Consider the following 20,055-nt stretch of genomic DNA (forward strand, 5'->3'; position numbering starts at 1 on the left):
TTGATGATGAGTGATACCGACCTGATCGCCGGTCTGCTGAATGAGCCGCCCGTGGAAGACGCCCCCGTGCTGGAGGCGCGTGCGCCCTCGCGGGATCTGCCGGCCCTGATGCGCAAGATCCCCGTCACGCTGACGCTGGAAGTCGGCGAGGCGCGCCTGTCGCTGCATGACCTGGCCCAACTGCGCAGCGACAGCGTGGTGGAGCTGGACACCCTGGCCGGCGCCCCGCTGATCATCAAGGTCAACGGGACGGCCATTGGCCATGCTGAAGTCGTGGTGAGTGGCGACAGCCATGCGCTGCGGGTGCTGGACATCGACGGGCTGGACCTGTCCTCGCTGGGCTGACATGCGCGCAGCCGCCGCCCGTCAGGTCCGGGCCGTCGCCGGTGCGGGGCTGAGCCTCGTGCTCTGGCTCGCCTGCCATCCCGCCAGCGCCGCCACGATCAAGATCGCCGGCGGCAACGCTGCGGGAGGTGGCGGTGAATTCACGCTGAAGACGCAGGTCCTGGTCATCATGACCCTGCTCGGGCTGCTGCCCGTGCTGGTGCTGATGATGACCTGCTTCACCCGCTTCGTCATCGTGTTGTCGCTGCTGCGTCAGGCGCTGGGTCTGCAGCAGGGCCTTCCCAACCGGCTGGTGACCGGCGTGGCGCTGATCCTCACCATCCTGGTGATGCGGCCGATTGGCGTGCAGGTCTACGACGAGGCCCTCAAGCCCTACGACGACGAAAAGATCACCCTGAGTCAGGCCCTGCGGGTGGCCGAGGCGCCGATCTCCCGCTTCATGCTGGCCCAGACCAGCAAGAGCGCGCTGGCGCAGATTGCGCAGCTCTCCGGCGAAAGCGCCGTGACCCGCCCGGAAGACCACAGCTTTCCGGTCAAGCTCGCTGCCTTCACCCTCTCCGAGCTGAAGACCGCGTTCCAGATCGGCTGCATGCTGTTCATTCCCTTCCTGGTCATCGACCTCGTGGTCTCGTCGGTGTTGATGGCGATGGGCATGATGATGCTGTCGCCGCTGGTGATTTCGCTGCCGCTGAAGCTGCTGCTGTTCGTGCTGGTGGATGGCTGGACCCTGACGGTCAACACGCTGGTGACCAGCGTGCGGGGCGTGGGCGGCTGAGGCCCCAAGGAGTGGATGATGACGCCTGACATGGCCATCGACCTGATCGGTGAAAGCCTCAACCTCACGCTGGTGCTGACGCTGGTGCTCATCGTGCCGGGCCTGCTGACGGGCCTGGTGGTGGCGCTGTTCCAGGCGGCCACCCAGATCAACGAACAGACCCTGGCCTTCCTCCCGCGCCTGCTGGTGACGCTGCTGGTGGTGGGCGTGACCGGCCGCTGGATGGTGGGCCTGCTGATGGACTTCTGCGTGTCGGTGTTCGAGCGGGCCGCCCAGTGGGTGGCCTGACGCCTGCCGGAGCACATCGCCGTGGAGATCGACTTCGGACACCTCATCGCCTGGCTTTCTGCCGTGTGGTGGCCGTTCTGCCGCACGATGGCGCTGCTGAGCGCCGTGCCCACGCTCGGGGATGCGGGCATTCCGGTGTCGGTGCGGGCGCTGCTGTCGCTGGTGCTGGCGGTCGTGCTGCTGCCGGTCTCCCAAGCCACGGCCGTGGCGGTGTCGGCCTTTTCGCTGCAGGGCATCGTGGTGGCGGCCGAACAGGCCCTGCTCGGCCTGGCGCTAGGGTTCACCTTCCATCTGGCCATGGCGGTCATCGGGGTGCTGGGCTTTTTGCTGTCGTCGCAGCTCGGCCTGGCGATGGCGGTGCTGAATGACCCGATCAACGGCAGCTCGTCGGACGTGGTGGGCGCCCTGCTCAACGTGCTGTGCGTGCTGGCCTTCTTCGCCATGGACGGCCATCTGCTGTTCACAGGCGTACTGGGCGCCAGCTTCAGCGCCTGGCCGGTGGGCGCGGGGCTGTCGATGCTGACGCTGCAGAACCTCGTCTACAACCTGGCCTGGGTGTTTTCCGCCGCGCTGCTGCTGGCGCTGCCGGTGGTGGCGGCGACGCTGGTGGTGCAGATTGGCATGGGTTTCCTCAACCGGGTGGCCCCGGCGCTCAACCTCTTCTCGCTGGGCTATTCGCTGGTCACGCTGTTCGGACTGTTCATGCTGACCCAGATGCTGGCCTCGGTACCGGCCCACTATCTGCGCATGACGCAGCACCTGCTGCAATTGATCGAGCAGGGCATGCGCGCGCCCGGAGTCGCCCATGGCTGACCACGGCAGCGGTGACAAGACCGAAAAGCCTTCGGAGCAGAAGCTCCGCAAGGCGCGTGAGCAGGGCCAGGTGGCCCGCAGCAAGGACCTGGGCGCGGCAGTCGGCCTGCTCCTGGGGCTCAAGCTGCTGGTGTGGCTGGCACCGACCTATCTGGAGAACTTCGGCCGGCTGTTCCGGCTGACGCTGGCCCCGCTGGACAGCGAATCGGGTCTGGCTGCGCTGGACACCCGCTGGGGCGACACCGCCCATGAAGCGCTCTGGCTGATGGGCTCGATGGTGCTGCCCCTGCTGGCGCTGCCCGTCGCCATCATCGTCGCGACGCAGCTCGGCGGGGGGCTTTCGTTCGCGACGCAGCTGTGGGCGCCGCAGTGGTCACGGATGAATCCGATGTCCAACATCGGCCGGCTGTTCAGCACCAAGCACTACAGCGACCTGGGCGCCACCCTGCTGAAGACGGCGGGGGTGCTGGGTGTGCTGATCTGGATGGTCACCCGCATGGCCCCGGACTATGTGCGCCTGCAGGCCCTGCCCCTCCCACAGGCGCTGCTGCAAGCCGCGAACCTCACCATGGACGCGCTGCTCACGCTGGCGGTGGTGCTGGGTTTGTACGCGCTGGTGGATGTGCCCTTGCAGCGCTTCTTCTTCCTGCGCGGGCAGCGCATGACCAAGCAGGAAGTGAAGGACGAATACAAGCAGAACGAAGGCCGGCCCGAGGTGCGCCAACGCATCCGGCAGCTGCAGCAGCAACTGGCCCGGCGCAGCATCCGCAAGGCCGTGCCGGAGGCGGATGTGGTGATCATCAACCCGCAGCACTATGCCGTGGCCCTGCGCTACGACAGCAGCCGGGCCGAAGCGCCCTATGTGGTGGCCAAGGGCGTGGACGAGATGGCGCTCTACATCCGTCAGCTCGCGCGGGACTTCCAGGTGCAGCAGCTGGAGCTGCCGCCGCTGGCCCGGGCGCTCTACAACACCTCGCAGGTGCAGCAGCAGATTCCGGCAGCGCTTTACCAGGCCGTGGCCCAGGTGCTGAGCTATGTGATGCAGCTCAAGGCTTTTCGCGCTGGCCAGCGCAAGACCGAACCCCGGCTGGCCCCCGACCTGCCGGTGCCCACCCACCTGTCCGACCCGCCAGAGCCGGCGCCCGCCTCGGCGCCGCACACCGATCCTGATCCGCGCCCATACGAGGACCGCCGATGACCCCCTCCCCCACCTTCAGCCAACGCCTGCGCGACCTCCGGGTCGCCGCGCCGCTGTTCCTGCTGGCCATCCTGGCGATGGTCATGCTGCCGCTGCCGCCGGTGCTGCTGGACGTCCTGTTCACCTTCAACATCGTGCTGGCGCTGGTGGTGATCCTGGTCAGCGTCAACAGCAAGCGGCCGCTGGACTTCTCCATCTTCCCCAGCGTGATCCTGGCCACCACGCTGATGCGGCTGTCGCTGAACGTGGCGTCCACCCGGGTGGTGCTGCTGCACGGCCATGAAGGCACCCACGCCGCCGGCAAGGTGATCGAGTCCTTCGGCAATGTGGTGATCGGCGGGAACTTCATTGTCGGTCTGGTGGTGTTCGTCATCCTGATGGTGGTGAACTTCATCGTGGTGACCAAGGGGGCAGAGCGCATCTCCGAGGTCTCCGCCCGCTTCACCCTGGACGCCCTGCCCGGCAAGCAGATGGCGATCGACGCGGACCTGAATGCCGGTCTGATCAACCAGGAGCAGGCGCAGAAGCGGCGCAAGGAGGTGGGCACCGAAGCGGACTTCTACGGCGCCATGGACGGCGCCAGCAAGTTCGTGCGGGGCGATGCGATTGCCTCCATCCTCATCCTGCTGATCAACATGGTGGGCGGGGTGGCCATCGGCGCCTTCATGCATGGCCTGAGCCTGAGCGAAGCCGTTCGCCAGTACGGCCTCCTGACCATCGGCGACGGTCTGGTGGCGCAGATCCCGGCGCTGCTGCTGTCGGCGGCAGCGGCCATCATCGTCACCCGGGTCAGCGATTCGGGCCAGTTGGAGACGCAGGTCAGCGAACAGATGCTGGCCTCGCCGCAGGTGCTCTACAGCGCCGCCGGCGTGATGATGGTGCTGGCGCTGATCCCGGGCATGCCCTGGATGGCCTTCAGCGCCTTCGCAGTGGCGCTGGGCTATGCCGCCTGGCGAATGTCCCGCGCGCCGCGGGAGAAGGTGCAGCCCCCGACGCCGGTGGCCGCCTCGCTGGTCGCGGGGGCGCCGCCGGAGATCGACTGGCAGGCGCTGCCGGTGGTGGAAGCCGTGTCGGTGAGCCTGGGCTACAAGCTGGTGGGTCTGATCGATCCGGCGCAGGGCGCCCCGCTGCAGACCCGGGTGCGCGGCATGCGCCAGTCGCTGAGCGAGACGCTCGGCGTGTTGCTGCCGACGCTGCAGGTGCGCGACGACCTTTCCCTCAAACCGAGCCAATATGCCATCTCGCTCAGCGGCGCCGTGGTGGCGCAGGCGGAGCTGTATGCGGACCGGTTGATGGCGATTGCCTCCGGCCAGATCTACGGCGATGTGGACGGCATCCCCGGCTTCGATCCGGCCTATGGCATGCCGGTCACCTGGATCACGCCGGACGACAAGGCCCATGCGCTGGGCCTGGGCTATCAGGTGGTGGATGTGCCCAGCGTGGTGGCCACCCACGTCTCGAAGGTGATTCGCGAGCAGCTGCCCGAGCTGCTTCGCTTTGACGACATGGCGGCGCTGATGGAACGGCTCAATGCCATTGCGCCCAAGCTCGGTGCGGCGCTGGACAAGGCCTACACCCACGCGCAGCTGCTGAAGGTGATGCGGCTGCTGCTGACCGAAGGCGTGTCCGTGAAGGACATCCAGACGATTGCGTCCACGCTGGTGGAGAACGCCGAGGCGACCAAGGATCCGATCCTGCTGGCGGCCGAGGTGCGCTGTGCCCTCAAGCGGCAGATCGTGTCGCAGTTGCAGGGGCCACAGCAGGCGTTGTCTGCGCTGAAGGTGTTCAACCTGGGCAGCGAACTGGAGAACCATCTGCTGAATGCGCTCAACCAGGCGCGGGCCGGTGGCGCGAAGGTGCAGCTGGACAGCTTCCCGGTGGATCCGCAGTTGCTGTCGCAGTTGCAGCAGCACATGCCGGGCGCACGCGACCAGATGAAGGCCCAGGGCAATGCGCCCGCGCTGCTGGTAATGCCGCAGGTGCGGCCGCTGCTGGCGCGGTATGCGCGGCTGTTTGCGCCGGGGCTGGCCGTGCTCTCCTACAACGAGGTGCCGGACCAGAAAGAGATTGCGGTGGTGGGCACGCTGGGTTGAGCCTGGGCCGCACCACCGAAGCATCAGGACAGATGTTCGACCCTGGAGGCTCGATCACGGGTGCTCCGTGTCAAAGCCCCCAATCATCGGCATCCGGTCACGGGCGCACGCCGCTGGTGGCCTCGCTCTTCAGCCCGGGTATCCGCGCGGGGTCCCCCAGCCCCTGGGCTCGGTCGCCCTGCGCCTGCGCGCGATCGAACTCCTGCGCCACGAGCTGATCGAACATCGAGTGTTCATCGCCCCAGCACAGATCCTGCCCTTGCGCGCCGTTCCATGAGAACCCGCCGAAGAGCATCATGCCGCCACCCGCCGTGCGCGGATCCAGCACCCGGACGGCGTAATCGGCCAGACCGGCCCAGTGGGCGCGCTGCACCGCATCCGGCGCCTTGGCGGCTGCGGCCTGCATCTGCTGGCGCAGCACCTTCATCTCGTCCCGCATCAACAGCTTGCTGTCGTCCACGGCCGCGCCCGGCGCATTGACCCGCTCCGCCAACAGTTCCAGGTAACCGCGTTGCAGATTGCGGCGGATGGGTGTCACCCGGGCGTTGCTGGCCAGCTCGGTGAAGATGCCCTGCCGCAGGTCGTGCAGCATCGTGTCTACGCCGTAGGCCTTGTCGCCCAGCAGGGCCGTCTGATCCTGCATCCGGCGCGTGCGGCTCGGATCGAGCAGGTAGCGCAGCAGCGAGCGCTGGTAGACCTGCAGCATCATGTTGGGCTCCCAGGTGCGCAGACGCTCGGTCACCGTCGGCTCGAGCAACCATTGCGGGGTCGCCAGCAATTGCTCGTTGAGCAGCTTCACCGCCCGGGACTGCTGCGCGCGCGGCACGGCTTCCGCCACTGCGCCCGGCTGGTCGTTGTGCTTGTTCTGCAAGCGGTAGCCGCCCACCAGGCCGATCACATGGCTGATCTCGCGGCCCCACTGGCCGGCGAGCGTCCGGTAGAGCTGCTCCAGCGTGCGGTCTTCCTGGCCGTCGCGGCCAGTCATCGCCGGCAGCTGACGCACGATGCGCTTGAGGTTCTGGATGCCCCAGGTGGTGGCGGTGATCGGGTCCGCATCCCCGATGGCTTCGACGTTCTCGCCCGCATCACCGCCGTCGGCCTTGGGCGCCGAGAAGCGCAGCCAGGGTTTGCTGTCCTGCTCACGCGCCCAGGCGTTCAGCGTCGGGACTTCCTCGTCCGGCGTCTTGGCCGAAGGAATCGGCGTGTAGCCCCAGCGGGTGGCGAAGACGTCATAGGGGCCGATACCCGGGATCAGCAGCGCGGGATCGACCTTGTCCTCCGGCTGCACCAGGTAGTTGAAGCGCGCATAGTCCATCAGCGAGGGCACATGGCCCATGGTGCGCAGCCACTGCGGATCCCGCAGCTTTTCCACCGCGTAGAGGGAGCTCGACTTCATGTTGTGCGGGAAGCCCAATGCATGGCCCACCTCGTGGCTCACGACAAAGGTCACCAGCTCGCCCATCAGGTCGTCGGGCAGCGGCAGCTGACGGGCGCGCGGGTCGGCAGCGCCGGCCTGGGTGACGTACCAGTCCCGCTGCAGTTGCAGGATGTTGTGGAACATCACGACATTGGCATTGAGGATCTCACCACTGCGCGGGTCGCTCAGATGCGGGCCGTAGGCGTTCGGCACGGGGGACGGCACCCAGCGGATGATGCTGTAGCGCACGTCTTCGGCGTCGAACTCCGGATCTTCTTCCTTGGTGGGGAAGCTGCGCGCCTGGACGGCATTCTTGAATCCGGCGGCTTCAAACGCCTTGTTCCAGGCTTCCACGCCCTTCTTCACATAGGGCACCAGCGCTTCCGGCGTGGCGCTGTCGATGTACCAGACGATGGGCTTGACCGGCTCGCTCAGAGGTGCGTCGGGGTCCTTCTTTTCCAGGCGCCAACGGGTGATCATGCGGTCCCGCTTGAGGTCCTGGCCACTGGCGCCGAAGTCGACGCGGGAGACGCTGAAGAAGCCCACCCGGTCATCCATGAAGCGCGGTTGCATCGGCTTTTCCGGCAACTTCACGATGTTGTAGGCGATGTTCACGCTGCCCGCGCGCGAGGGCGAAGCGGGCGGCATCACCGGCATGCCGGGAATGATGACCGGCATGGCGCCGATCTGATAGGTCTGCACTGCATCGACGCGCACGCTGCCCGGGAAGGCCTTGGTCTGATCGATGTAGCTGCGGCTGGGGTCGGGGCCGCTGCCGCGCAGCATGGTGCGGGCGCTGAAGTCGCCGACCTCGCTCAGGAACAGGCGGCTGACCTCGATGACCGGGGCGCCGTCCTTGCCGAGCGCTTCCACCGGGAAGCTGGCGAGGATGGGATCGCGCTGGGAGCGCTGCACCGCGTCGGCATTGGGCTTGGAGGGGTCGGTGATGTAGGCCTGGGAGATCTGCTGCAGGTAGATGCGGTTGTTCTTCAGGACGAAGCGGATCACATCCTCGTTCAGGGCGCGGCCGACGTGTTCCACGCCGGCGGGCACCTGGGTGGCATTGGCGACCATCAGGAGCGGCTGGTCGAGCAGCGCCTTGGGGATCTCGAAATACAGCCGGGTCTTGACGCTGTGGACCTTGAACAGGCCCTCCTGCGTCTTGGCGTCGCCGGTGATGACCTTGTCATAGGGCTTGGGTTCGGACGGGTCCGGCATGGTGGGGCCGCTGGCGGCGGCACCGGGCGCACCTGGCGTGGTGACCAGCGGCACCCGGGACAGCGGGACCACGCCGCGGGGGGCTGAAGCGGCCGAGGCCGCGCTGGCGGCCGACGCTGCGGCCGAGGGGCTGCCGGCGCCTTTGGGGCCGCCGGGGCCGGTGCTGGCACAGGCGCTCAGCAGCGCCACCGACACCATGGTGAGTCCGAACTGTCGTTTCATCGATCCCTCAGGGAAACCTGCTGTTGGGGGGATGCTAGCGCGTTGGGAGGGGCCGATACGCCGGGGAGGGTGAAATCGTGAGCTCCCCGTTCTCAGGTCGCGGACGCAAAGTGCAGGCCGGGAACGCTGCGTGGGAATCGCCTTGCCAACCACGCCACCGAGCGCCTCCATCCCATGAAGCGGGCGATATCGGCCAATGACGCCATGCGGGCCGCTGTTCGCCAACGTTCACCAGCCGAGCTCAGCGTTTTGGAGCTGCAATCTCAGCGTTCAGCGGATGGCATGGCCGCCAGAGCGTTTTTATCGTGTGGGCTCATACCGCTTCGCGGCCGTCACGGGCCTGCACATGATGCTGCGTTCCAAGCCCCTCGCGTTCCCATCGACACCCTTGCAGGGACGACCCTCCGCCGAGTCGTCCACCACTGGTGGCGTCACGTCGGCGCCACCGGTCTCCCAATTGCACGTCGCGGGCCTGCAATGGGCCATCGACCAATCGCCCCGCATGCTGAGCCAGCGACGGGCCATCCAGGCTGCCTTTGGCGTCGTGCAGGCGCGGGGAGCGGGGGGTGTGAAGATCGGCTTTCAGTTCGAAACAGGCGACGATGAACTGTTTGAGGAAGGCAAGGCGTTGATCCTGAAATGCTGGGCGGCAGCCCGCAACGACCGCCACACGCGCAAGACCGACTGGTTGTCCAAAAACATGACGTCCCTATCGGGCATGGACTCTCAGAAGGTCCCGGACTACGCCGAACACCTGGAACAGATGGAAGAGGAGGCGGAGCTGTTCGAGAAAAACCTTCAAGCGCCGCTGATCTACGACAAGGATTCAAAAAAGATCAGTTACAAGCGTGAGCCGCCCGAGGAGCCGCTCTGGATCGCCACCCTGCTGGTCGGAGCGGAAGCATTTTCGAAGGTGGACGAGGCGGATCAAGCCGATGCGGTCGAGGACAAAGAGTCGGAAGCCGAGTCGAAGGTCGAAGATGAAGCTGAAGCCGATGCGGAACCTCCCGTTCGGAAGCCGCTGAGAGAGATCCACAAGAAAGTGGGCCGCGAGGATCAGAGGTCCGAGAATGAAGCCAAGGAATACATCAAGGACCAGTTGGGCGCCTACACGCGGCGGTATGCCTACGTCGAAAAGAACTTCTTCCAGATGATGGATTTCTTCAAGACCGAGCTGATGACCGGCAGGTTCCAGCAGGCATTGGCGGCTGGCGGAGGAAAGCCCGAGGCGTCCACGCGCTCACCGAAGGCCGACAAAATTCTTCCTAAAGTGAAGCCAGCCACACTCAGTCGATATCAGATTGCAGTGGCGCACCAATACATGGGGAGCAGTTCAGAGCAACGAGGCGTCAGTCTCACGTCCACCGCAAAACCGGGTGCGACCGTCGGCAATGAGGGCAAGAACTTTCGAGAGGGTGACGGATTCCGGCTGAAAGTGGATCTTGCATTGGTGCCTCCCGAGATTCTGTTGATCAATCACTACAGCAATGAAGGCATGCTGGGCGTCAACCTGGACGCCGTCGGCATCGATCGTCGCAAGATCAAGAACACCACGACGCGCCGCGCCGGGACCAGCAATAGCACAGGTGCGAAAGCCAAAAACAGGGCCTATCCATACGGCGCCAGTGTCACCAAGAATCGCGAGCTGTTTCTGGAGCGTCTGCGTCCCGAATGGGTGGTCGCCATCGAGCATCACCCGGGCGGTGGTTACGGCTCGGCGGTGGTGGCGCCTCAGCCGATCCAAAGCCTCAAGGACTTCCAAGACCTTGGCGCCACCTATTCGAAGTACTGGGCGGCATTCGACGCCGAATTGAAGCACGACCCCGTGGAGGACGATCCGGTCGCCAAAAAGGGGCAAAGCAGCGCGAAGATCATGATGGAAGGATACGAGGCAGGGGAAGTTGCGTTGGGCACCGACCCTCCACTCACAGCCCTTGAGGCCCATGGAAGGCTGAAGGCTCACGACACCGATGCGAAGAAAGCCCAACATTTGAATACCTCCGACGGTGCTGTGCGGCGCCAACGGGGCTACTCCCAGTGGCAGGTGGGTTATGTCAGGGCACTGTGCGGGCTGGCGAAGTTCAGCAGCTCCGCGGAATACGCTGAAGCCATGGCGAAGGCCTACAACGAAACGACGTGAGGTGGAGGGCTTGGGGGAGCGCCTTCACCCCACCACCGCCAGAACCTCCTCCCGCAGCCGCCGCTGCGCTACATGGCCATGGCTGCGTTCGTGCCACACCAGGATCATCTCCCCCGCTAGCGACACGATCGCCTGCTGCAGACGGACGAACTGACGCCCCCACTCGGCAGAGCCAGCGGTCTACAGCTTGGTCACCCGATCCGCTAGAGGCATCACCTCAATACGTCGCTTTTCCCCTTCCGCTCACCGAACGGAAACAAAACTTCATATATGCTCCGCCCCGCTTTTTCAACCCACCACGCGGGAGGCGTGTCATGCAAATCAAGAAGATCCTTAGCCTGTTGGCCTGTGCGGCCGTGGTCGCTTTGACCGGTTGCGCATCCCTGCCCTCACCTGAAAAGATGAAGGAAGAAACGGCCACTTTCCAACTGCCGAAGAAGCCCGATGACGGCAAGGCGCTGGTGTATGTGGTGCGTCCCTCGAGCATGGGCGCACTGATCCGCTTCAACGTCTTTGTGGACGACCAGGAAGCCCCCTCCGAAATGGGCTACACCCGCGGCAGCCAGTACGTGTACTTCCACGTCGCCCCGGGCGACCACAAGATCTACTCCAAAGCCGAAAACTGGGCGGAAGCGCAGATCTCCGTCAAGGCTGGCGACATCGTTTTCATCCAGCAGGAACCTGCCATGGGCGTGATCATGGCGCGCAACAGCATTGCACGGATCGACGAGCTGCCGGGCAAGTACCACGTGAAGACGCTGAGCGTGGGCACCATCCTGAAGACGGACAAGTAATCAGTCCGTCGACGACAACCGGGCGGACGACCGTGAAGGATCACAGCCGACCGCCCGGTGGGCCTCATTGCGGAGGCATCAGGACTTCGTGATTCGGAACCAATTCAAGTTGTACCCGCCATTGCGCACTGCAATGCCAAACTTGCGCTGACCCGCCGGCAACTGCACCGTGTGCTTCACCGTCACCCAGTTCTGCCAGCCACCAGTGGCGGGAATGTTGACCGAGCCATACACCACGCTGCCACCGGCTTCCTCCAATTGCAGATTGCCACCGCCATTCAGGCTGGCCACGCGATATTCAATCGTGTAGGTGCCCGCCGAGGCAATGTTGACCGTGGGGTACGACAGCCAGTCGCCCGCATCCAGATAGCCGACATTCAGCCCGCCGCCAGAATCGGTGGTCGCCTCCGTCTGCACGCCGTTCATCGCGTCGAAGTTCTCCGCCTGAATGGTGATGCCGCTGTCCACCGGATCACCCACACGGCTGATGTCCACCCAGTTCAGGTTGAAACCACCGCTCTTGGCCACCAGCCCCAGCATCTGCTGCCCAGCCGGCAGCGACACCGTCTGCGAGACCGTCGTCCAGCTCTGCCAGCCACCGGTGGACGGCACATTGACGGTGCCATACACCGCGCCGCCGCCGCCCTTCTCCATCTGGATCACACCCCCTCCGGATGCGCTGGCCACCCGGTACTTGACCACGTAATTGCCAGCGGCCGGCACATTGACGTCATAGGTCATCCAGTCGCCGCTGTCGATGTAGCCAACATTGCTGCCGCCGTTGGCATCCGACGTGGCTTCCACCTGCACGCCGGACATCTGGCAGAACGCCTCTGCCTGGATCTGCGCCGGAAGGGACACGCGGGTGCAACCGGGCGTCGGAGCCGGGCCACCCGGCCAGCCACCGATGATCTGCTTGGTCAGCGCGCCCGATGCGGTCAATTGCCCGGCAGACCAGCCACCCTGGCTGCTGGCGCCCGGCACGAGCGCCGACGCCCCTTCGGACTTGTCATTCAGCGCCCAGTTGGCATTGCTGATGCCCTTGGCCTTCATGAAGTCCACCCAGGCCCAGGTTTCGCTGGTGGCCACACCGCCGTCGCCACTGGCGCCGACTGAGCCCCATTCGGTCACGAACAGTGCAATGCCATTGTTCAGCGCGGTCTGCGCCTTGTCACGCAGCCACTGGCCGTGACTGCCCGCATAGAAGTGCAGCGTGTAGGCGATGTTGGCGCCGCTGATCGGGTCACGCGAGGCGGCATCCACATCCTGCGACCAATTGGGCGTGCCCACAATGATCAGGTTGTCCGGATCAATGGCGCGGATGGCGCCGATCACGGCCTGGGCATACGGCTTGATGGTGCCGCTCCAGGAGATGTTCAGGGGCTCGTTGTAGACCTCATAGATGACGTGATTGTTCTTGCCGTAGGTGCGGGCCATCTCTTCAAAAAAGGCCACGGCCTGCGAGCGATAGTCCTCGGCATGATGGCTGTGCCAGTCGATGATGACGTACATGTCGTTGGCAATCGCCGCATCGACCACCGCCTTGACGCGCGCCTTGTTGCCCGCAGGATCCTGCAGATAACCGCCGCCTTCATCCACGCCCATGGCCACTCGAATGACGCGCGACTTCCAGTCATTCTTCAGCCAGCTCACCACATTGCCGTTGTAGTACTTCTCGCCACCCCAGCCGGTGTTGCTCCAGAACAGGCTGTTGCCGGCAAAACTGGCCGGCTGACCGCCCGCCAGAATCCTGTTGCCGCTGACGGACAGCGGCGCCACGTCGGCCAGTGCGACCGCGGAATGGCCGATCAGCAATGCGGCCAGCAGCGCATGACGCGCCGTGCAAAGAGACTTCAGCTTCATGAGAGGCCTTTCTTGACCAGAGGGTTGGAAGCGGACGATGGCCCCTCCCAGGGCTTCGCAACGCCGGACCAGTGTTCCATCGAGCACTGTTAATGGGGGTCGATAAACCCGCAACAGTTCGCAACTTCCCGCAATGAAGCATTCGGTGAAGTCAGGGTTGTCCATTGGCAGGCAGTGCCATGGAATGCCGCTGCGCATAATCCATTCATGAATGCTCAGCCCCCTTGCTCCGGTCGTACGCTGTTACCGCCGCATGATTTCGGGGACACGGCCATATTCGGGGTTCACGGCGGGACCACCAGGCCCATCGAGGGCTCATTGGGGCTCATCGGGGACCCAAGCCCGCACATCGCACTGGCGATACCCCGCGCACACGTTCAGCAATGCAGCCGACGCAGAATTTCCCAGTGGCCCGCTCGCCACTGCTCCAGGTGACCCACTGATGTCTTCCCTGCCCTCGTCCCCACCAACCGCGCCGACGGACGCCCCGCCCACTGCGGTGGAACCCGAGTTCTCGCTCCGCAAGATCGCGATCCCGGCCTTCGGTCCCTCGTTGCTGTTTGGCCTGGGCGAAGGCGCCATCCTGCCGATCGTGCCGCTGATGGCGCGCGACCTGGGGGCGTCGGTGTCGATGGCTGCGTTCATCGTGACACTCATCAGCCTGGGCTCGCTGCTCAACAACGTGCCGGCCTCCCTCATCACCATGCGGTGGGGCGAGCGCGGCGCCATCATTGCAGCCGGCCTGTGGAGTGCGCTGGGCATGTGCCTGTCGGTCTTCACCCACCAACTGGTGTTCTTTGCGGCCGGCTGCTTCATGGTGGGCATGTCACAGGCGGTCTACAACCTCGCACGGCAGAGCTACCTCACCGAGGCGGTGCCGCCGCTCTACCGGGCGCGCGCGCTGTCGACGCTCGGCGGCGTGATGCGCATCGGCATGTTCATTGGCCCCTTCCTGGCAGCGGGGGCGATCCATCTGTTTGGCGTGTCCGCCGCGTTTGCCGTGGGCATTGCGGGTGTGCTGGGCGCAGCGGCCATCGGCGCGCGGCTGCCGGACCTGGCAACGCCCACCCTGCCCCCAGGCCAGACCGCGCCAGGACCGGTCAGCTTCGGCAGCATCCTGCGTGATCATCGCGTCGTGTTCCTCACCCTCGGGCTGGGCATCCTGCTGGTCAGCGCGGTGCGCTCGTCCCGTCAGGCGGTGATTCCGCTGTGGGCCGATCATCTGGCGCTGGCACCGGCCGCCGCCTCGCTCATTTACGGGCTGTCCGGCGGCGTGGAGATGCTGCTGTTCTATCCCGCGGGCCGGGTGATGGACCTGAAGGGCCGCCGCTGGGTCGCCGTGCCGTCGATGGTCACCATCGGCGTGGCGATGCTGCTGATGCCCTTGACCACCGGGATGACCTCGCTGCTGATCGCCGCGATGGCGGTGGGCATCGGCAATGGCATCGGATCCGGCCTGATCATGACGCTGGGGGCGGACCATGCTCCGCGTTTCGGCCGCGCCTATTTCCTGGGAGTGTGGCGGTTCCTGTCGGACGTGGGGGGCACCAGCGGTCCGGCGCTGCTCTCGGCCCTGATCGCCACCGTCTCGCTCTCCGGCGGCATTGCGGTCACCGGCCTGCTGGCGCTGCTCGCCGCGCTGCTGCTGGGCCTCTGGATTCCCCCGCGGACGCCGCCCCGGCCCTGAAAGCCGTCTTGCCTGCGGCCACGAATGAAAAAAGGGCGCCGATGAGGCGCCCTTGTTGCATCAACCGTAGACCGAGACTTCCGGTCGCCGCGCCAGCACCGCAATCGGCGGCGCCCAGCGCTCGCCGCGTGGCTTCTTGCTGGTCACCAGCGTGATTTCGGACGGCTCGAACACTTCCACGTTGTGGGTGATCGGCGTCGTCAGCAGGTACTGCGCCCGGGTGCTCTTCAGGAAGTGGCCGACCAGCTGGATGTTGCGCACGTCCAGGTGGGCGAATGGCTCGTCGATGAACACGAAGCCGCCCGGCGAGTCGTCATCCTTCATCAGCCCCACCAGCAGGATCAGGCTCTTGAGCACCTGCTGGCCGCCCGACGCTTCGCCGTCGTTCAGCCCCACTTCGCCCTTGCCGTCGAAGTTGAACTTCACATGCAGGCCGGCCTGGGCGAGCACCGTGTCGTCGTTGTCCAGATGCGGCAGTTCCGCCTGGGCATGCACCCCGGCGAGCTCGCCCAACTCCTGCACATTCTTCTTGTAGCGGCGCACCGTGGCGCGCAGCACGTCGATGTAGCGCTCGCGGGCGTTGAAGGCGGCAATGCGCGCCATTTCGTTGCTGGCGCGCCTGTCATCCAGCTGCGTGGTCTGCTCCAGCACCGCCACATGCATGCGGGCATGACGGTCCTGCACCTGCGGGTCGGTTTCCCACACACCGGTGTCCAGTTCCTGCTGCACGTGACGGGCCGCGATTTCGGCCTGCTTGGCATTCTCGAATTCATCGCGCAGCGCCGCCAGACGGGCCGGATGGGTCCAGCCGGAGGGGAAACGGGCCCGGGCTTCTCGGGACAAACGGGCTTGCGCCATCAGGTCGTCGCGGCGGGAACCCCAGTCGCGTTCCGCGCGAGAGACGTTGTCCTCGCTGGCCTTCAACGAGGCCTGGGCCGCTTCGTAGTCCCGCTCGCTGCGGGTGCCCTGGGCAACCACGCGGTCATGCTCCTGGTCCAGCGACGCCATGCGGGTCGAGGCCTCGATGCGCGACTGTCGCAGGCCCGGCAGACGGGCCCGCGCCTGGGCAAACTCCTCCGACCGCTCCACCAGCTCCAGCGCGGCCTTGTGGCCCTGCGCCGCGCGTTGCGCGTCCTTGAGCTGGCGTTCGATGTCGACCTGCTCCTTGGCGATGCGCGACAGCTCCAGGTCGTAGCGGGCCAGTTCCTTTTCTAGCGAAGCGCGGCGGGCATCGAGGGCGGAGACGCCAAACTGAAATTCGCGCGGCTCCACCCACAGGCTGCGGCCACCTCGGCCGTCGCGATAGTAGGCATCGGGCGTGATCCATTCGCCGCCAGCGCGCGCGCCCTGGTCGGTGTCCGCCACGCAGCGGATGGAGGCCAATTGACGCAGCAGCCAGCCCGGCGCCTTGGCATTGAACTTCAGCACCGACAGCAGGCTGTCCTTCGGACTGATGGCCGGCGCCTGTTCACCATCGGCCACCACATAGTGCCGGTAGCGCTCACGCGAGGCGAGGCGGTAGGCCTGGGATTCATCGCTGCTGTGGGCCAGCACCACCACCCAGCGCGACGGCCGCAGGAAACCTTCGGCAGCGGCGCGCCACTGATCGTCCGAGATGTCGATGCAATCGGCCAGCACATGGTGGGCAATGCCGGCCTCGTCCAGCGCCTTGCGAAAGCGCGTGACTTCCTGCGGTGGCGGCGGCAGGCGCTGGCCGGTGAGTTCGTCCATCGCCGCCTGCGCCTTGCGCAGCTGGTCGTTGTGACGGGTGAAGCTCTCGCGCAGCTGATGCTGGCGGGTGCCCAGTTCCTCCAGACGGGTGGTCAGCGCGGCGCCGTCGGTTTCGACCGCCGCCAGCGCCTTCAGGTCTTCCTCGCGCTTGACGAGTTGCTCCATCGGCCGCTCGCCGTCCCGCGCCGCTTCGAAGGCCTGGCGGGCTTCCTTGCGCTGCGTTTCCAGCTCGCTCAGTCGGTTCCGTGCAGCCTCCTGCGCCTGGAACAGCGACATCAGATGGGCGCGTTTTTCACTCATGCCGCGGGCGTCGGACCGGGCGAAGAGACGCTGGCGATGCAGTTCGCGCAGCTGCTGCGCGGTGCGCTGGCGCTGTTCGCTCCATTGCAGCACCGGCACCACCTCGGTGGCCAGACGCTCCCGCTCCTTCAGCCGCAGCTGGTACTGCTGATAGCTGTTGACGCGGTTGGACAGGTCCGAGAGCTGCGCCTGCGCATGCGAGAGTTCATGCGCGGCCTGCTCCACTTCCTTGAGCAGCTGCTGCTGGTGATTGCGCGCCAGCTCATACCGGTCCAGCACTTCCTGGTCGCCAAACACTTCAAACACCAGACGCAGCAGCTCCTTCGGAGACAGCTCGCACAGACGGTCGGTCTGGCCCTGCTCCAGCGCCAGCACACGGCCGATGGCCCGCGTCAGGCCGGCCGCCTCCAGGCGCTTTTTCCAGGCTTCGATGCCCAGCCAGTCCTTGTCCGGCTTCTGGTCCAGGGCCTCGATTTCATTGACGCCATCGGCGACGATGTAGCGCCGCACCCAGTCGCCGCCCTGGCGGGAGATGCGGCAGGCCAGCGTCACCTGGTCGGCATACAGCAGCGAGCTGGCGAAGGGCCGGCTGCTGTTCTGGCGCCCGCGCGGGCGGTTGTCCACCAGCGCGCGCAACCAGGCGGTTTCCGCATTGGCATGGCGCGCATAGGTCTTGTAAGTGCGGCCGCCGGAGCATTCCAGGCCCAGCAGGGTGCGCATCGCATCCAGCAGGGTGGTCTTGCCCGAGCCGTTCGGTCCGGCAATGGTGATGATGTTGCCGTCCAGCGGCATCGAGACGCGGCGGCAGTAGTCCCAGTGCAGCAGTTCCAGGGATTGGAGATGAAACATCAGGAATCGCTCAGGTCAGATTCTTCGTTGTGGCGGGCGGCCAGGATGGCATTGAGCATCGGGCCGGCATCGCCGTCGGTGGAGCGGGCCAGGACATCGGCCAGCGCGCCGTCGAGGATGCGGGGCGCGAGGGTGTCGTAGTCCAGCAGCAGATCCAGCAGCGGGCCTTCCGCGATGTCTTCCGACTTGCGGGTGATGAAGCCCTGCCGCTCCAGCAGCTTGAGGTTGGCGTCCAGCCGCATCTTCTTGCCGAGCTGGTTGCCGAAGTCGGCCAACAGGCTGCGGTAGGACAGGGTCGGTGCGCTGCTGGCGGCGCTGGGCACCGGCTTGTCCGTGGCGAACATCTCGCCCTGCCCTTCAGCGGCCTCTTCGGCACGCGCCAGCTGGCGCTGGCGCTTGGGCAGCACGATCAGCGCCCACAGCACCACCAGCAAGGCCACGCCGTCCCGCGGCAGGTCGAGGTTGTTGTTGGAGGCCAGGCCGGTTTCGCCGAACACCGCCACTTCGGCGGGACGCAGCATGGCGACGCTGATGTGGTCCGCGTAGACGTTGTCTACGATGCGCATGCCAACTGCAGCCAGACGCTCATTGACGGCACGCCAGAGTTCCTGGTCAATCAGCGCCCGGCGCACCAGAGGCTGATTGCGGGGCAGCCAGCGTCGGGCCAGCAGTTGGGCCGCCAGTTGGGCGGCGTCGTCGAGGGATGAGCTCATGGCTGGGAGGACCGGGAAGGCGGAGAAGAAGGTTCAGGGACCGCGGAATCGGGGCGGTCGGCGGGGCCTGTGGCGCTGACGACTTCGCGTGTGTCAGCCTCGGACGGCAATGGCGGGGTGCCGGTGGGGACGTCCACAGGGAGGTCGGGGGCGGCGTCCACCGACGGCGTTGCATCGACGGCAGTTGCATTGGCCGCTGGCTCAGCCGCCTTCTTGCGACGACCTCGCTTCACCGGCTCCGCGGGGGCAGGCGGCGGTGCCAAGGGCGAGCCCTCAGGCTCCCGCGGCGGTTCGACCTCTGCGCCATGCAGCACGCCTTCGCTCATCCAGCGGACGAATTCGTCTTCGACCGGTCCCTGCTGGGCCGACCAGCGCACGCGCCACGGCTGGCGAGCCATGTCACCGGTCGCGCCGGCCAGATGCTGCGCCTGCGGGTCGCCCAGCAGCGGCAGCAACTGCGCGCGATAGGCCGCACGGGCGTAACTGCCGCCGAGGATGGCCGGCCGCAGGTCGTTCATCTCGACGCCGGCCTGTTGCCAGGTGCCCAGCAGCGTTTGCAACTCGCCCATGTCAGGTGGCAGGCTCATCACGGCCAGCTTGCCTTCCGGCGCCTGCATCACATCCGGCAGCGGCTCCGCCGCCGGTGGTTTGGGACGGTCACGCTCGAATTCCGCTTCGCAGGTGTCCAGCAATTCGTGCTGGGCCACAAAGACCGGATGCACCGGCCGCGACAAAGCGCCCAGTGCGAGGTTTTCCAGGAACGGCACGTCCTGCAGCCAGCGACGCACATCGGTCGTGGTGATGCCGGTCGACCCCAGCGTCACCCGCTGACGGTCGGCCTGCTGCAGGGCGCGATTGAACTGGCTGGCCATCGCCAGCAGGCGCGCCTGGGCCAGACCCAGTTCCCGCGCGAGCCGTTCCAGCCGGGCATTGCCTTCGGTCTGTGCCTGCGAAATGATGGCGGACAGCGCCTCGCTGGCCTTCTCCACCAGCGTCAGCGCCCGCTCGAAGCGCATCCGCGCACGGCGCAGGTGGAATTCGGAGCCAGAGGCGATGGCGTCGGCAAACTCGTTGTACAGCCGCGAGAGCTGCGCCAGCAGATGCTGCAGCTGCGCCGGCTCCAGCGTGCCCAGTTGCTGCGCACCGGCCACATTGGCCAGCAAGCCGACGAGGTCGCCGTCAGCGTTCTGCGCCTGCGTCAGCGGGGACACCAGCGCCATCAGCTGCTGGGCCAGTGGCGTCACGCCGTATTGCTGGTTGGAGCCGTCCCAGGCCAGCAGGTGCGCGTCACGCAGGCGTTTGAGGACGAGGTCCAGCGCCTCGTCGCGCAGGACGTGGAAATGCCGGTTGAGGTCGTCGCGGGTCAGGCGCGAATGCGGCAGGGTCATCAGCTCGATGAACACCCACACCCGCAGGCGCACCAGCGTGGACGGGCCGTGGAACAGCGCGCGGTGCGCCGCCAGCAAGGCCTCGTTTCGCTCCAGCTGCCACCACAGGAGGGATTCCTGCGGCAGTTGCCCCTCGCGGAAATAGTCTTCGAAGGAAGGTTCGGGGAAATCGTCGCGCAGCGGATCGTCCGCCACGCTTCCCGGGATCGCAGTCATCCGGT

General features: G+C 66.1%; 14 protein-coding genes. 9 read left to right on the plus strand and 5 right to left on the minus strand.

The window, feature by feature from the left end; translation table 11 throughout:
* Window positions 1-3: 3 nt before the first annotated feature.
* Genes FHS28_RS07565 through FHS28_RS07590 form a run of 6 tightly spaced genes read left to right on the plus strand, consistent with a single transcriptional unit; the run spans window position 4 to window position 5,512 of the window.
* Window positions 4-345: a FliM/FliN family flagellar motor switch protein gene (locus tag FHS28_RS07565; protein ID WP_221193807.1), complete on the plus strand. Its 342-nt coding sequence runs from the start codon at window positions 4-6 to the stop codon at window positions 343-345.
* Window position 346: 1 nt separating this feature from the next.
* Window positions 347-1,120, plus strand: a complete 774-nt coding sequence (gene fliP / locus FHS28_RS07570; protein ID WP_088450011.1) for a flagellar type III secretion system pore protein FliP — start codon at window positions 347-349, stop codon at window positions 1,118-1,120.
* 15 nt (window positions 1,121-1,135) lie between these two features.
* Window positions 1,136-1,408: a flagellar biosynthesis protein FliQ gene (gene fliQ, locus FHS28_RS07575; protein WP_088450012.1), complete on the plus strand. Its 273-nt coding sequence runs from the start codon at window positions 1,136-1,138 to the stop codon at window positions 1,406-1,408.
* Between the two features lie 21 nt (window positions 1,409-1,429).
* Window positions 1,430-2,221 (plus strand): flagellar biosynthetic protein FliR, encoded by a 792-nt coding sequence (locus tag FHS28_RS07580; RefSeq protein WP_310736757.1) that lies wholly within the window; start codon window positions 1,430-1,432, stop codon window positions 2,219-2,221.
* Entirely contained in the window at window positions 2,214-3,419 is a 1,206-nt protein-coding gene (locus FHS28_RS07585) for an EscU/YscU/HrcU family type III secretion system export apparatus switch protein (protein WP_088450013.1), read from the plus strand. The genes FHS28_RS07580 and FHS28_RS07585 overlap by 8 nt, the downstream gene beginning before the upstream one ends.
* A complete protein-coding gene (locus FHS28_RS07590; protein ID WP_088450014.1) occupies window positions 3,416-5,512 on the plus strand; it encodes a flagellar biosynthesis protein FlhA in 2,097 nt (698 codons plus the stop codon). The genes FHS28_RS07585 and FHS28_RS07590 overlap by 4 nt, the downstream gene beginning before the upstream one ends.
* Window positions 5,513-5,609: 97 nt before the next feature.
* On the opposite strand, the gene FHS28_RS07595 is transcribed toward FHS28_RS07590, so the two are convergent.
* Entirely contained in the window at window positions 5,610-8,369 is a 2,760-nt protein-coding gene (locus tag FHS28_RS07595; protein ID WP_184294358.1) for a zinc-dependent metalloprotease, read from the minus strand.
* A 346-nt stretch (window positions 8,370-8,715) separates the two neighbouring features.
* Between FHS28_RS07595 and FHS28_RS07600 the strand changes: the two genes are divergently transcribed.
* Both FHS28_RS07600 and FHS28_RS07605 read left to right on the plus strand, forming a co-directional pair.
* Window positions 8,716-10,509 carry a hypothetical protein gene (locus tag FHS28_RS07600; protein WP_184294360.1) on the plus strand — a complete coding sequence of 598 codons (1,794 nt, stop codon included), beginning with the start codon at window positions 8,716-8,718 and terminating at the stop codon, window positions 10,507-10,509.
* A 314-nt stretch (window positions 10,510-10,823) separates the two neighbouring features.
* Window positions 10,824-11,303, plus strand: coding sequence for a DUF2846 domain-containing protein (locus FHS28_RS07605; RefSeq protein ID WP_088450017.1), 480 nt, complete (start codon window positions 10,824-10,826; stop codon window positions 11,301-11,303).
* 78 nt (window positions 11,304-11,381) lie between these two features.
* Here FHS28_RS07605 and FHS28_RS07610 read toward each other — a convergent pair whose 3' ends face one another.
* A complete protein-coding gene (locus FHS28_RS07610; protein ID WP_088450018.1) occupies window positions 11,382-13,166 on the minus strand; it encodes a carbohydrate-binding protein in 1,785 nt (594 codons plus the stop codon).
* 442 nt (window positions 13,167-13,608) lie between these two features.
* Between FHS28_RS07610 and FHS28_RS07615 the strand changes: the two genes are divergently transcribed.
* Window positions 13,609-14,853 (plus strand): MFS transporter, encoded by a 1,245-nt coding sequence (locus FHS28_RS07615; protein ID WP_088450019.1) that lies wholly within the window; start codon window positions 13,609-13,611, stop codon window positions 14,851-14,853.
* Between the two features lie 60 nt (window positions 14,854-14,913).
* Here FHS28_RS07615 and FHS28_RS07620 read toward each other — a convergent pair whose 3' ends face one another.
* Genes FHS28_RS07620 through FHS28_RS07630 form a run of 3 tightly spaced genes read right to left on the minus strand, consistent with a single transcriptional unit; the run spans window position 14,914 to window position 20,050 of the window.
* Complete coding sequence (locus FHS28_RS07620; RefSeq protein ID WP_088450020.1) at window positions 14,914-17,733, minus strand: ATP-binding protein; 2,820 nt, start codon at window positions 17,731-17,733, stop codon at window positions 14,914-14,916.
* Entirely contained in the window at window positions 17,733-18,446 is a 714-nt protein-coding gene (locus FHS28_RS07625; RefSeq protein ID WP_246409729.1) for a DUF4194 domain-containing protein, read from the minus strand. The genes FHS28_RS07620 and FHS28_RS07625 overlap by 1 nt, the downstream gene beginning before the upstream one ends.
* The gene (locus FHS28_RS07630; RefSeq protein WP_184294363.1) at window positions 18,443-20,050 is read right to left on the minus strand and encodes a hypothetical protein; all 1,608 of its coding nucleotides are present in this window, start codon (window positions 20,048-20,050) and stop codon (window positions 18,443-18,445) included. Before FHS28_RS07630 ends, FHS28_RS07625 begins: the two co-directional genes overlap by 4 nt.
* Between the last annotated feature and the right edge of the window lie 5 nt (window positions 20,051-20,055).

It is taken from the genome of Roseateles terrae, from assembly GCF_014192155.1.
Classification (GTDB): domain Bacteria; phylum Pseudomonadota; class Gammaproteobacteria; order Burkholderiales; family Burkholderiaceae_C; genus Roseateles; species Roseateles terrae.